Genomic DNA, 13508 nt, shown 5'->3' on the forward strand with positions numbered 1-13508 from the left:
TCTAAGGAGAAGAACAATGAAGACTCTGCTTCGCACACGCACCGCCACCATCCTCTCGGCCGGCGCCATCGGCCTGTTGGCCCTCAGCGGCTGCGGAATGGATTCCGGATCCGGCAGCGACGACTCCGGCTCGGATTCCGGCAGCTCCGAATCCCAACCGGCTGACTCGAGCGAGTCCGAGATGCCCGACGAGTCCGGCGACTCCTCCATGGCCGATGCCGACCTCGTCGGCAAGGGCTGCTCGGCCTACGCCGAGGCGAACCCGGACGGGGCCGGATCCGTCGAGGGCATGGGCCAGGACCCGGTGGCCACTGCCGCGTCGAACAATCCGATGCTGACGACCCTGACCAAGGCGGTCTCGGGCGAACTCAACCCCGATGTCGACCTCGTCGACACCCTCAACGGTGACGAGTTCACGGTCATCGCCCCGGTCGACGACGCCTTCGCCGATGTGCCCAAGGACGACCTCGACGCCCTGGCCAAGGACTCGGACCAGCTGACGAAGGTCCTGACCTACCACGTCATCCCCGGACAGCTCTCCCCCGATGAGATCGCCGGTGAGCACGAGACCGTCGAAGGTTCGAAGGTGACCGTGACCGGTGAGGGCGAGGACATGAAGTTCGACGATGCCGGACTGGTCTGCGGCGGTGTCAAGACCGCCAACGCCACGGTCTACATGGTCGATGCCGTGATGATGCCGGAGAAGTGACCGGAACCTCCACAGTGAGAGAGCATCACGATGCAGCGGCCGGGAATCGATCAGCAGCACCAGGATCGGCTCCCGGCCGCCTTCGCTTCCTCGACGGTCCCGAAGGCTTCGTACGAACGCCGGCTGACCGTTTCGGCAGCGCACGGCCCGACCGCTGCGCGCACCTCGTTCGACTCGCTCACCTGGGAAAGGTGTGATCGGTTTCTGCATGCATGGCATGATTGGGCAATGAGCTCTGATCACCAGCCGGCGGATACCGCCGACCCCTGCGGAGCCCTGCTGATCCGCATCGCCGAGGGTGACCGGTCCGCATTCGAAGAGCTGTTCACCACGCACTCCCGCATCCTCATGGCCGTGATCGTCCGGATCGTCAAGAGCCGAACACTGGCCGAGGAGGTCCTCCAGGACTGCTTCACCGAGGTGTGGACGCGGTGTTCGGGATTCGACCCGACCCGAGGGACGGGCAGGGCATGGCTGATCACTCTGTGCCGCAGACGCGCCATCGACTGCGTGCGCAGCGTTCAGTCCCAGCAGGACCGTGACCTCGCCGACGGGCTGCGCACCTCCACCGAGGCGGTGGAAGGAGTCGAGCAGACCGTGATCGACCGGGCGGAGTCGGATCGCACGGTCTCCGCGTTGAAGATCCTCCCCGAAGATCAGAGCCGGCCCATCGTCATGGCCTTCTACCAGGGCATGACCCACACCCAGATCTCGGAGAATCTCCAGGTGCCCCTGGGTACCATCAAGTCACGGATCAGAGACGGAATGAAGAAGCTGCGAGAAGAGTTGGAGGCAAGCCGATGAGCGCAGATCGTGACTATCTGGCTGCCGGGCTGGCCCTCGGCGGGCTCAGCGACTCCGAACTCGCCGAGGCTCAGGCGCTGGCCGATGCCGACGCCGAATTCCGTGCCGAAGTCGCCGCCTATGCCGACGTCATGGCCGACGCGGCCGAATCCGATGAGCCGGTTGACGTCAGCTCGGCGACTCGAGAGGCGATTCTGTCGATCCCTGAGAGCCACCAGCAGGAGTCGGCGCAGGAAACGTCCCCCGTTGCCGAGCCTGAGACCTCCGCGGTTGCTGCGGATGCCGACAGGGATGCACTGACCGCACCGACATCGCTGAGCGAACATCGGGAGGCCCGCCGATCCGACGCGCGCGCTGAGGACAGCGATGAGCTGCGGTCCGGCCGCGGTCCCTGGCTGCCCTGGGTGGCGGCCGCGGCGGCGATCGTCGTCGCCGCAGGTCTCGGTGCGACCGTCTGGCAGCAGAATCAGCGGCAGAACGAGCTGGAAGAAGACCTGGCCGCGACTCAGCAGCAGCTGGATGATTCCGCTCGTCTCATGGAGGCCAGCGATCTGCAGACGAACACCGCGGACATGCCGGACGGCGGAAGCGTGACTGTGCTCTCCTCCGAGAGCGAGCAGCTCATCCGTCTCAGTCCCAAAGACATCGGTCAGCCTCCGGCCGGAAAGTCGATGCAGATGTGGGTCATCGGTGCCGACGGCCCGGAGAGCGCCGGTCTGATGTCGGGCGAGCCGGTGACCATCGCCGGGGAGAAGTTCTCCGCCGGCAGCGTCTTCGGCATCACCGTCGAACCCAAGGGCGGCTCGAAGCAGCCGACCACGGATCCGATCGTCGCCATCGACCTCTGACCTCGGCGGCAGCGCGGGTTCGTGCTGCCATCCGGATTCGATCGGCCCCTCCACCTCCGGCGGGAGAAGCACATCGCGATTTCCCCACTGCGGTGGATACCGGCAGTGCTCGGCACTGTCTAAGCTGGAAGGATGACGGAGGACGAGGCAGCCATCAGAACCACCAAGGGCGATGTCTACATCGTCATCGGCCTGGCCGTGTCTTCCATGCTCTTCGCGGTGCTCTACAGCGCCTCCAGCATTCAGGTGCTCAAGGCTCCTCTGTGGGTCTGTTGCCTTGCATCCGTTCTCCTCACCGTCCCCTTGCTGTATCGGCGCAGGTATCCGAGCCAGAGCGCATTCGTCATCTGCCTCGTCTACTCGGTGGCTTTGGTCAACAGTGCCATGGAGATCGGTGTCTCTCAGATCGTCCTGTTCATGGGCATCTATTCGATCGGTCCGTGGCAGCGCAGCCGCAGAGTCGCCTTCTGGTCGCGCCTGCTGCTGTGCATCGGCATGGCGGTGCTCTTCGCGGTGTCCCTGACCGTCCAGTATAGGGCTCTCGGCGATTTCACGATTCTCCAGTTCGCCGCCTCCGGCGGTGTCTCCTTCTTGACGAACGTCGCCTTCTTCGGCGGAGCGTGGATCTTCGGCAACCGCGCCTGGAAGCAGCAGAGACTCATGGCCGACCTTCGAGCTGCCAATGACGAAGTCCGCGAACAGGAACAGCGGCTGACTCGGCAGGCCCTCGACCTCGAACGAGTCCGTATCGCCCGCGAACTCCACGATGGAGTCGCCCACCATATCGCCGGGGTCGGCATCCACGCTGCCGCGGCACGTCGCAGCCTCGATCGGAATCCCGACAAAGCCAAGGAATCGCTCCAGGTCATCGAATCCTCGACCCGCGAGACCGTCGACGAACTCCGCGCCCTCGTCTACACGCTGCGCGATACGGATTCCCCGGTCGAGCCATCGACGACGTCGACGACGGACGGCAACCCCAGCCTCGGCGACCTTCCGGAACTCATCGAATCGGCCCGACGATTCGGCCAAACCGTCGAGTACGCAACGATCGGGGACCCTCGCCCGCTCACTCCGATCACCGAGATGTCGATCTATCGTGTCATCCAGGAATCCCTGACCAACTGTTCCCGCTACGCGGGCACCGGCGCCGAGGTGGCTGTGCGGCTGCGTTATGGCAGCACTGATCTTGAGGTCGAGATCAGCGATTCCCGCCCGGCAGGTGCGACCGCGCCGGCGCAGTCCACAGATTCCCGATCTGTCACCGAGGGGCGCCCCATGAGCGAAGGGCTCGGCCTCGGCATCGTCGGCATGAGGGAACGCATGACCGCTCTCGGCGGAAGCCTCGAAGCCGGCCCGAAGTCCCGCGGTGGATGGATCGTGCGCGCCCGCATCCCCTATCCGCGCAGCACCGCTGATCACTCGTCCCCCGATACTCCAGCGAAGGCATCCACATGATCCGAGTCCTCCTCGTCGACGACCAGTCCATGGTCCGCACCGGCTTCCGCACGATCCTCGAAAGCGAGGACGGCATCGCCGTCGTCGGCGAGGCCGAGAATGGGCAGATCGCCATCGATCAGGCGCTCGAGCTGTCGCCGGATGTCATCTGTATGGATGTGCAGATGCCGGTCCTGGACGGGCTCGAAGCGACAGAGGAGATCGTCCGCCGCGGCGCTGCCGGAGCCGTGCTCATGCTCACCACCTTCGACCGCGACGACTTCCTGTTCCGGGCTCTCGCCGCAGGCGCCAGCGGATTCCTCCTCAAGACCGCCGAGGCCGAACAGCTCATCGACGCGGTCACCGCTCTGGCTGCCGGAGACGGACTGCTCTCCCCCGAGGTCACCCGCCGGGTCATCGAGCGTTCCGTGTCCACCCCGGAACCTGCGGCACCGAGCGCGCCCGAACTCGAGCAGCTCACCGACCGCGAGCTCGAGGTGCTGCGGCTGGTCGCGACCGGAGCGAGCAATTCCGAAATCGCCGGCGGCCTGTTCGTCGGCGAAGCGACCGTGAAGACTCACGTGTCGAATCTGCTGTCGAAGCTCGGCATCCGCGATCGCATCCATGCGGTGATCTGGGCGTATGAAAACGGGGTCGCAAAGGTCGGGCAGTGAGCCCAACCTGACCCCACCACTGCGTTCACGGTCGACCTGACGCATCACAGCTTTCCCCCTTTGGCTGTGTCACTGCGACGACCGGAATACCGACCGAAGACGCGCGCCGAGCAGTCAGTCGCCGACGCTGCGATCGATCATCTCGCGCACGATGTCCGCGTGTCCCGCGTGTCGGCTGGTCTCCAGGATCACGTGCAGGTACACCCACCGCAATGTCAGCACCCCGCCCGGCGGTACGTAGTCGAGGCTGTGCTGGGCGGCGATCTCTCGGGAGCGGTCGCACTCCGCCTGATAGGCACCGATGACATCGTCCAGCTTCTCGTCCGGCTCCAGCCGCAAGTCGGCCTCCGGCTCTGAGTCGGTCCACGGCGGCGTGGGCAGCTCCGCGGCGGGGATCTGCCCGATCTGCTCAGCGAACGCTCCCAATTCCACCCAACGCAGGTGTTTGATCAAGCCGCCGAGGTTGGTGCCGGTCGGCACTGGGCTGCACCGAGCATCCTCCTCCGACACGCCGCTGACTTTGCGCACGACGGCGTCGCGCAGATAGTCGAGGAACGTCTCAAGCTGCTCGCGCTCGCTGGCGGAGACTACGCTGCCGAGGATCTCACTCGGTCTGGTCATGGGCTGAATGATACACGCGTGCCGACCCCCGCAACAGGGGAAATTCGGACTCTTCGGAGGCGCCAACCGGCCCCGATTGCACCTTCGATTGCGAGGAGCCGCGGTCCCCCTCACGCAGGGTACGGAATTCACCCGTTCGGCTGATCCGCTCGCACCGGTCTCCACATAGCGTTGAGACATGATCATCTTGGAGAACATCAACCGCAGCTTCGGCGACAAGCAGGTGCTGCACGACCTCAGCTTCGACATCGGCGACGGCCGGATGACCGGCTTCGTCGGGTCGAACGGCTCCGGCAAGACCACCACCATGCGGATCCTCCTTGGGGTGCTGGCCGCAGACTCCGGACACGTCCTCGTCGACGGCGTCCCCATCTCCGCCGGCCACCGCAGCGCGATCGGCTACATGCCCGAAGAACGCGGCCTCTACCCCAAGATGCCGATCATCGACCAGCTCGTCTACCTAGCCCGCTTCCACGGACTCACTCGACAGGAGGCGAAGAAGCGCGGTCTCGATCTACTCGAGCAGCTCGACCTCAAAGGCGAACCCACCGACACCCTCGAATCGGTCAGCCTCGGCAATCAGCAGAAGGTTCAGATCGCCGCGGCCCTCATCCACGACCCGCAGGCCCTCGTCCTCGATGAACCGTTCTCCGGTCTCGACCCCGCCGCCGTCGAGCGCACCCTCGGCGTCCTCACCTCGTTCGCCTCCTCCGGCGCCCCGGTGCTCTTCTCCAGTCACCAGCTCGACCTCGTCGAACGCCTCGTCGACGATCTCGTCATCATCAATGACGGCCGCCTCGTCGCAGCCGGAACCACCACGGAACTGCGCCGCCAACGCAGCCTGCCCGAGTGGACGCTGCAGACCGATGCCGACCTCGGGTGGGTGCGCGGCCTGCCCGATGTCTCCGTCGTCGAACTCGACGGCAGTTGGGCCCGGTTCACAGCCCCGACTGCCGATGCCGCCGAGGCGGTTCTGCGCCAAGCGCTGACCGTGTCCTCGGTGAGGTCGTTCGGCCCGCACGACGTTGCCCTCAACCGTCTCTTCCAGGAGGTCACGCAGTCATGAGCAGCACCGATACGTCCACCGCAGCCGACAGCACCACCACAGCCGGCACCGCCACGAGCCGTGCCGGCTTCACCACCGCCATGGGGCTCGTCATCGAACGCGAGATCATGGTCCGTCTCAAGTCGAAGGCCTTCATGGTCTCGACGATCCTGTCCATCGTCATCTTCGGCGTCCTCGTCGGGGTGTCCGGTTCGCTGCCCTCACTGTTCTCCTCCACGGACAAGGTGGCGGTCACCTCGGCGGGGGCAAAGGCAGTCGAGGGGATCGATGACATCGACACGGTCGCCGTCGATGACGCGGATGAGGCAAAAGCTCTAGTCATCTCCGAGGAGGTCGACGCGGCCGTCGTCGAATCGCAGGATTCGCCGACCGGGGTCGCCGTCTACTCGCTGCGTTCGGCACCGGAGTCGCTCATCGGGGCACTCAGCCTCACCCCCGAGGTCGAACTCCTCGACCCAGACGCCCCGGACCCGGCGCTCACCTATTTCATCGGGCTCGGGCTCGGTCTGGTGTTCTTCATGGCCGCGATGACATTCGGGAACACGATCGCCTCGTCCGTGGTGGAGGAGAAGCAGTCGCGGATCGTGGAGATCCTGCTCGCGTCCACCTCGGCGCGGGTGCTCATGTTCGGCAAGGTCATCGCGTGCACGATCCTCGCCTTCGCACAGATCGGACTCACCGCGATCGCGGTCCTCGCCGGGGCCGCCATCAGCGGAAACGATCTGGTGCTGGGCAAGGTCGCCGAACCGATCGCCTGGTTCGTCCCACTCTTCGTCATCGGCTTCGTCATGGTCGCCGCCCTCTATGCGGCAGCCGCGTCGATGGTCTCGCGCACCGAGGACCTGCCCTCGACGAGCACGCCGATTATGATGCTCATCTTCCTGCCCTATATGGGCGTCATCATCTTCTCGTCGAACGAAACGGTCATGGCAGTGCTGTCCTACATTCCGTTCTCGGCAGCGGTGGCGGTGCCGATGCGCGTCTTCCTCGGCACGATCGCCTGGTGGGAGCCGCTGGTCTCCCTGCTCATTCTCGCTGTCACCACTCTGTTGGCACTGCTGCTGGCGACAAGGATCTTCGAGCGCTCGATCCTCAAGTCGGGACCGAAGCTGACGTGGGGGCAGGCGCTCAAGCGGTAATGGGGCTGACCCTCACAGCCAACCGTTCTCCGCGGCGATCCGCGCGGCATCGGCACGGTTGCGGGCGTTCGTCTTCCCGATCGCCGAGGACAGTCGATTTCGCACGGTTCCTGCGGATAGAAACAGCTGAGCGGCCACCTCATCGACGCTCGACCCGTCCGCGGCTGCGCGCAGCACATCGGTCTCGCGGGTAGTCAGCGGTGACGCCCCGTGCATCGTCGATTCGACGACGAGTTCGGGGTCGATGACCGACATCCCGGCCATGACCCGGCGGATCCCCTCGGCGAGGTGATCGACCGGAGCGTCCTTGACCATGAACCCGCTGACCCCGGCGTCCAGGGCGCGCTTGACCCAGCCGGGCCGCCCGTAGGTCGTGACGATGATGACCTTGACCTCGGGAAAATCGTGCTTCAGCATGGCCGCGACGGTGAGCCCATCGGGTTCGGGCATATCCACGTCAAGCAGCGCCACATCCGGCCGGATCGCAGTGATCGCCGGCACGACCTCGGAACCGCGGGCACACTGGGCGACGACCTCGAAGTCGGATTCCATGCCGAGCAGGGCGGCGAGCGCCTCACGGACCATGGTCTGGTCGTCAGCGATGAGCAGCGTCGTCACCGGCCCCACCTCTCTCTGCGTTGAGTTCGGCATCGCCCGCGTCGAGTCCGTCGACGTCTGCGTCCCCGCGGGGACGCGCGAGGTCCGCATCCGGACCTTCGACGATGAGTTCGAAACCAGCGTCGGTCTGCTGCGTACGCAGGCTCCCGCCGAGTGCGCGGGCCCGACTCCGCAGTCCCTGCAGTCCCGATCCGGCACCCACCTCGCCGAGGTTGAGCTCCGTGACCGGGTGCGCGGGGTCATCGCTGCGATCGTTGTCGTTGCTGATGGTCATTCGGTTCCTCTCGAGAACGATGGTGGCCCGTCGGGCTCGGGCATGCCGGAGGATGTTCGTGCTGCCTTCGCGCAGGCTCCAGGCGAAGAGCTCTCGCAGCCGCGGGTCGACGACATCGACCGAGGTGGGGGCCTCGATCGTGATGTCAGCGGCGCGCAGAGCCCTGGTCGCCTCGACGAGCTCCTCGGCCAGCGAAATCGTCCGTGTCCCCTGCACCGTGGTCCGCACGTCGGCGAGCGCTCCACGGGCGAGTTCTTCGATTTCGGCGATATGCCGAGCCGCATCAGGTGACCCGGCCGCTTCGAGCTTCGCTGCCAACTGTGCCTTGAGTGCGATGACGGTGAGCGAATGCCCGAGCACGTCGTGGACGACCTGAGACACTCGCAGCCGCTCGGCCTCCCGCTCGAGCCGCCGGTTCTCCTCTTCTGCCGCTCGTGCCGCGCGAGCTCGGTCGCCTGCCATGAGCGCCATGACCATGGCGAACCCGGAGATCGAGATCCCGAAGGTCGACGACCAATCGTGACTCCACCCGGGCACGAGACGTTGGGCCGCCTCGGCGACGATGAGCGTTGATGCCGCAATGATGAGCCCGGGAATCACCCGGCGAATCGCGACGACGGAGAGGACGGAGATGTAGGCGAGGAGGGCCAGCGCCTGCTCCCCGACAATGGGCACGGCCACGGCGGTGATGACGATCATGCCGGCAATGGAGGCGTTGACGATGACGAGCGCCTGGCGGGTGCGGCGGGCGTGGGGGTCGCGCATCGTGCGGGCGAACGTGCCGAGACCCACCCCGCCGGCGATCATTCCGCCGTAGAAGACGAGGGCGAATGCGATGGTCAGGCTCACGCCCCAGATCCGCTGTGCTCCGCCGAGCTGGAACGATGCGCTCAGGGGGTAGACGAGGAAGACGAGCCAGAAGAACGGAAAGAACCAACTCATGAAGTTCAGCGAACGCAGCCCGGCAGGCGAGGTCTCTGCCCTCGCCTCGCCGGTGGTGTCGTGAGTGGTCACTGTGGTCCTTCCTCGGTCACTGTGCCCTGGTCGTCGTGTTCGCGTCGTTGACGTATGCGGCATCGCGACCGGTCTGCAGCCGCTGGACTCACACCCGTTTGGTGTCGCGACGCAGGGCCCAGGCCGAACCTGCCACGAAGATCCCCAGCCACACGATGACGCTGACGATCGCCCAATGATCGTAACCCCCGCCCAGTGGTGCGCGGGCGATTTCGCCGACTCCGTACGCCGGGGTGAAGCGTGCGATGGTCTGCAGGGTGTCGGGCCAGATCTCGAGCGGAACGAAGAGTCCGCCGATGAGCGAGAGGATGCCGAGGACCATGCTCGCGACCTGGATCGCGTTCTCGGCCGGCAGCAGATAGCCGAGCATGACGCCGAAGGCCGCGAAGACCCCGGAGGTGAGGACGACGAGGAGGCCGGAGGCGATGAGGGTGCCCAGCGGGGCGTGGACGCCGGTGACGGCGGCGAGGACGAAGACGACGATGACGGACACCGCGCCGAGCGCCATGGACACGATCACCTTGATGAGGATGTAGGCCGCCGGGTGCAAGGGGGTCAGCGCGAGCTGGCGGCTCCAGCCCAGTGCCCGTTCGATGGCGACCTGGGCTCCGCCCGTGGTCGTGGCGATCATCGCCCCGTACGTGGCCAGGGACACCGAGATGTAGAGCGCGGCGTCCGTGCTCCCGAGCATCTCGCCTTTGTTCGTCAGCCCGAAGATGAGGTAGAAGACCGCGGGCATGATCATCGTGAAGATCATGGTGCGCCGATTGCGCAGCTTCCGCAGCAGTTCGAGCCGCAGGAGGGTGGCAGAGAATCCGCCGAGGCGGGGCACCCGTCGGTTCTCCAATGACGTGAGGAACGTCGCCGAGGCGGCCGTGCGGTCGGTGGGCATCGTCGTGGGACGGGCCGGCCGGGTTGCGGAGTCAGGGGTTCGGGTGGGGTTGGTGGAAGGCTGAGCGGACATGTCAGGCTCCTTTCGAGGTGAGGCTGATGAAGGCGTCTTCCAGGGAATGGGAGGTGATCTCGAGATCGGTGCACGCATTGTCGAAGAGCATCTTCGCTGCGGCATCCGAGTCGGTGGTGCGCATCTTCAGACGTCTGGCAGCGACGTCGATGGATTCGACTCCGGCCAGGCCGCCGAGGCGGTCGAGGAGTTCGCTGACGCCCGCCTCGGCGGCGGTGTCGTCGGTCATCGGCAGGGTTGCACTCACGGTCTTCGCGGCGGTCATGCCGCGGATCTCGTGGGCGGGTCCGTCGGCGACGATCCGCCCGTCGGCGACGAGGACGACACGGTCGGCGAATTCGTCGGCCTCTTCGAGGTAGTGGGTGGCGAAGAGGATCGTCTTGCCCGTCAGCGCGTCGGCGCGCATCTGGTGCCAGAAGTCGCGGCGGCCGGTGACGTCCATTCCGGTGGTCGGTTCGTCGAGGACGATGAGTGCGGGGTCCGGCAGCAGAGCCATGGCGAAGCGCAGGCGCTGCTTCTGTCCACCCGAGCATTTCTTCACCACGGAGTCGGCGATGTCGGTGATTCCGGCGCGTTCGAGGACGAGGTCCGTGCTGAGGGAGGAAGCGAAGATCGTCGAGGTGTAGTCGACGGTTTCGCGGACGGTGAGGTCATCGAGCAGACCGCCGGTCTGCATCACGGAGCTGACGAGCCCAAGGGCGACCGCTCGCCGAGGCGGCATTCCGAAGATCTCGACCGAGCCGTCATCGGGTCGGCTGAGGCCGAGGAGCATGTCGATCGTCGTCGTCTTGCCGGCCCCGTTGGGTCCGAGGAAGGCGACGACTTCTCCGGGGCGAATGTCGAGGTCGAGGCCGTCGACTGCTGTCAGGTCGCCGAAGCTCTTGGTCAGGCTGGTGAGGGTGACCGCTGATGGGGTGTCGGCTGTCGTCCGGGTCGGAGGGGCTGTGTGAGTCGCTGTGTGTGAGGTCATAGCCACAGACTAGAAATCAGCGGACGTGTGAGCAGATGCCATTTGTCATCGAGGCGGGGGTGCCATTTGTCATCACCTGGCACTCGCCGTTCGTCCAGGTTCGACTGTCAGAGTGTGTCCATGGACCCGCTGGATCTGCCCCTGACCACCGATCGACTGCGGCTGCGTACATATCGCGAGTCCGACGCCGAGACGCACCTTCCGATCTATTCCCGCGACGACGTCTCCCGATTCCTCCTCGAGGATCCCTGGACCGCCGAGGAGGCCCGGGCGCAGGTCGCCGAACGGATGTACCGCACGGGGCTCGAGACCGAATCCCGCGCCCTCGCCCTGGTCATCGAGACCGCCGACGGCCTCGATTCGCTCGCAGGGTCACTCGTCATCGGCGATATCGCGATCTGGCTCGAAGCGGGAAGTGATGAGAAGGCGGAGATCGGCTGGATCCTCGATCCCGCAGCCGGCGGTCACGGCTTCGCCACCGAGGCGGCCATCGCCGTGCTCAACGTCGCCTTCGACCATTACGGACTCCACCGAGTGTTTGCGCAGATGGATGCCCGGAACACCGCCTCGGCGAAATTGGCTCGCAGGATCGGGATGCGGGAGGAAGCGCACCTGCGCAAGGACTGGTGGTCGAAAGGCGAATGGACCGACACCCTCATCTTCGGGATGCTCGCCAGCGATCGGCAGACAGCCTGACTGCTCCGTTCCAGACGCCGGTCCGACCCGATTTTGTGAGATCTCGGACTCTTTGCCCCAGCTTCCGTCTTCGCTCGCCCTGCCGGTGTGAGAATCTGAGATGGCCGTGGAGCCGGGTCCGTCGATCACGTGGGCCAGCGTGGCCATGGGCAGCAGAGAGAAGAGGACGACAGACACCGATGGCTCCAGCCGGCAGCGACCGCAACGAGGCGTTCCCCAGAGACGAAACCGCGAACGGACGTGAAGAGAACGCCGGCCTCAAAAGAGCCCTGACCGCCCGACACATCCGCTTCATGGCCCTCGGATCGGCCATCGGCACCGGCCTCTTCATGGGCTCCTCCGAGTCGATCCAAGCCGCCGGACCGGCAGTGCTGCTCGCCTATATCATCGGCGGCGCCGCCGTATTCATGGTCATGCGCGCCCTCGGCGAACTCGTCGTCCGCCACCCCGTCTCCGGGTCCTTCGGCCAGTATGCCTCCCGCTACATCCACCCCTTCGCCGGCTTCCTCGTCGGCTGGACGTTCGCCTTCGAAATGGTCCTCGTCGCCGTCTTCGATGCCACCGCGATCGGTGTCTACATGGGCTTCTGGTTCCCGGACGTGCCCCGCTGGATCTGGGTGCTCGCCGTCGTATTCTTCATCGCCGCGATCAACATGCTCGGAGTCAAGGTCTTCGGTGAGCTGGAATTCTGGTTCGCGCTCATCAAGATCGCCGCGATCATCGTCCTCATCGTCGCGGGCGTCGCCATCATCATCGTCGGCTTCGGCATCGCCGACCACGACCAGATGGGGCCGCAGGCACTGTTCGACCACGGAGGCTTCTTCCCCAACGGACTCTGGGGGCTGCTGTCCTCCTTCACCATCGTCATGTTCGCCTTCGGCGGCGTCGAAATCATCGGCGTCACCGCCGGTGAGGCGCAGAACCCGAAGCAGGTGATCCCCGCCGCCATCAACTCGGTGCCGGTGCGCATCCTCCTCTTCTACGTCCTCACCCTCGGCGTGATCATGTGCATCCTGCCGTGGAATCAGATCACCTCCGAGATCAGCCCCTTCGTTGCGATCTTCGACTCCGTCGGCTTCACTGCGGCCGCCGCGATCCTCCAAGTCGTCCTCATCACAGCAGCTCTGTCAGCCATGAACGCTGACATCTTCGGCGCCGGTCGGATGCTCCACGGTCTTGCCGAACAGGGACAAGCTCCGCGGTCTTTCGCCCGCACCTCAAGCAACGGCGTGCCCGTGATGACCGTGGTCACGATGATCATCGCCCTCCTGGCCGGCGTCGTCCTCAACTACCTCTACCCCGATCAGGCGCTGTTCCTCCTCGGCGCGCTGGCGACCTTCGCCACGGTGCTCGTGTGGCTGATCATCCTCGCGTCCCATATCCGGATGAAGAAGGTGATCGCCGAGGAGGCCCGCCTTCCCAGCGAATTCCCCGTTCCGCTGTGGCCGGTGGGTTCCTGGATCACGCTGGCGTTCATCGTCTTCATCGTCGTCATGGTCGGCGTCGTCCCCGGCTCACGACCCGCCCTATGGGTCGGTCTGCTGTGGGTCGTCGCGCTGTGGCTGTGCTACCTCGCCTTCGTTCGCGATCAGGGCCGCCGACCTATTGACCTCACTGATCGCACCGATCCCATCAATTCGGGCAAGTAGCAGCCAACTGGTTCACCGTCACCCG

The 13508-nt window shown here is 65.6% G+C and carries 14 protein-coding genes; 9 read left to right on the plus strand and 5 right to left on the minus strand.

Annotation, left to right across the window (positions count from 1 at the left end):
* Positions 1-16: 16 nt before the first annotated feature.
* The 5 genes from HF684_RS17955 to HF684_RS17975 all read left to right on the plus strand — a co-directional run bounded on the left by HF684_RS17955 (position 17) and on the right by HF684_RS17975 (position 4472).
* On the plus strand, positions 17-709 hold the full coding sequence (locus HF684_RS17955) for a fasciclin domain-containing protein (RefSeq protein WP_248279025.1): 693 nt from the start codon (positions 17-19) through the stop codon (positions 707-709).
* Positions 710-937: 228 nt separating this feature from the next.
* Entirely contained in the window at positions 938-1513 is a 576-nt protein-coding gene (locus HF684_RS17960) for a sigma-70 family RNA polymerase sigma factor (protein WP_169253594.1), read from the plus strand.
* A complete protein-coding gene (locus HF684_RS17965; RefSeq protein WP_169253595.1) occupies positions 1510-2361 on the plus strand; it encodes an anti-sigma factor in 852 nt (283 codons plus the stop codon). The genes HF684_RS17960 and HF684_RS17965 overlap by 4 nt, the downstream gene beginning before the upstream one ends.
* A 132-nt stretch (positions 2362-2493) precedes the next feature.
* Positions 2494-3819 carry a sensor histidine kinase gene (locus HF684_RS17970; RefSeq protein ID WP_169253596.1) on the plus strand — a complete coding sequence of 442 codons (1326 nt, stop codon included), beginning with the start codon at positions 2494-2496 and terminating at the stop codon, positions 3817-3819.
* A complete protein-coding gene (locus tag HF684_RS17975; RefSeq protein ID WP_169253597.1) occupies positions 3816-4472 on the plus strand; it encodes a response regulator transcription factor in 657 nt (218 codons plus the stop codon). The genes HF684_RS17970 and HF684_RS17975 overlap by 4 nt, the downstream gene beginning before the upstream one ends.
* A gap of 114 nt (positions 4473-4586) precedes the next feature.
* On the opposite strand, the gene HF684_RS17980 is transcribed toward HF684_RS17975, so the two are convergent.
* The gene (locus HF684_RS17980) at positions 4587-5093 is read right to left on the minus strand and encodes a DinB family protein (protein ID WP_169253598.1); all 507 of its coding nucleotides are present in this window, start codon (positions 5091-5093) and stop codon (positions 4587-4589) included.
* A 178-nt stretch (positions 5094-5271) separates the two neighbouring features.
* Here HF684_RS17980 and HF684_RS17985 point away from each other — a divergent pair, with 178 nt between their 5' ends.
* Complete coding sequence (locus HF684_RS17985; RefSeq protein ID WP_169253599.1) at positions 5272-6159, plus strand: ATP-binding cassette domain-containing protein; 888 nt, start codon at positions 5272-5274, stop codon at positions 6157-6159.
* Positions 6156-7298, plus strand: a complete 1143-nt coding sequence (locus HF684_RS17990; protein ID WP_169253600.1) for an ABC transporter permease — start codon at positions 6156-6158, stop codon at positions 7296-7298. Before HF684_RS17985 ends, HF684_RS17990 begins: the two co-directional genes overlap by 4 nt.
* 12 nt (positions 7299-7310) lie before the next feature.
* On the opposite strand, the gene HF684_RS17995 is transcribed toward HF684_RS17990, so the two are convergent.
* From HF684_RS17995 to HF684_RS18010, 4 genes are all read right to left on the minus strand, one after another.
* Positions 7311-7916, minus strand: a complete 606-nt coding sequence (locus HF684_RS17995) for a response regulator transcription factor (RefSeq protein WP_169253601.1) — start codon at positions 7914-7916, stop codon at positions 7311-7313.
* A complete protein-coding gene (locus HF684_RS18000; protein ID WP_169253602.1) occupies positions 7894-9204 on the minus strand; it encodes a histidine kinase in 1311 nt (436 codons plus the stop codon). The genes HF684_RS17995 and HF684_RS18000 overlap by 23 nt, the downstream gene beginning before the upstream one ends.
* Before the next feature lie 88 nt (positions 9205-9292).
* Positions 9293-10168: an ABC transporter permease gene (locus HF684_RS18005; protein ID WP_248279026.1), complete on the minus strand. Its 876-nt coding sequence runs from the start codon at positions 10166-10168 to the stop codon at positions 9293-9295.
* Position 10169: 1 nt separating this feature from the next.
* Positions 10170-11138: an ABC transporter ATP-binding protein gene (locus tag HF684_RS18010; protein WP_169253603.1), complete on the minus strand. Its 969-nt coding sequence runs from the start codon at positions 11136-11138 to the stop codon at positions 10170-10172.
* Between the two features lie 120 nt (positions 11139-11258).
* Here HF684_RS18010 and HF684_RS18015 point away from each other — a divergent pair, with 120 nt between their 5' ends.
* Both HF684_RS18015 and HF684_RS18020 read left to right on the plus strand, forming a co-directional pair.
* A complete protein-coding gene (locus HF684_RS18015) occupies positions 11259-11834 on the plus strand; it encodes a GNAT family protein (RefSeq protein ID WP_169253604.1) in 576 nt (191 codons plus the stop codon).
* Positions 11835-12013: 179 nt separating this feature from the next.
* Entirely contained in the window at positions 12014-13483 is a 1470-nt protein-coding gene (locus HF684_RS18020) for an amino acid permease (protein WP_169253605.1), read from the plus strand.
* The last annotated feature ends 25 nt before the right edge of the window (positions 13484-13508 follow it).

Origin of the sequence: Brevibacterium sp. 'Marine', from assembly GCF_012844365.1 — a bacterium.
Taxonomy (GTDB): Bacteria; Actinomycetota; Actinomycetes; order Actinomycetales; family Brevibacteriaceae; genus Brevibacterium.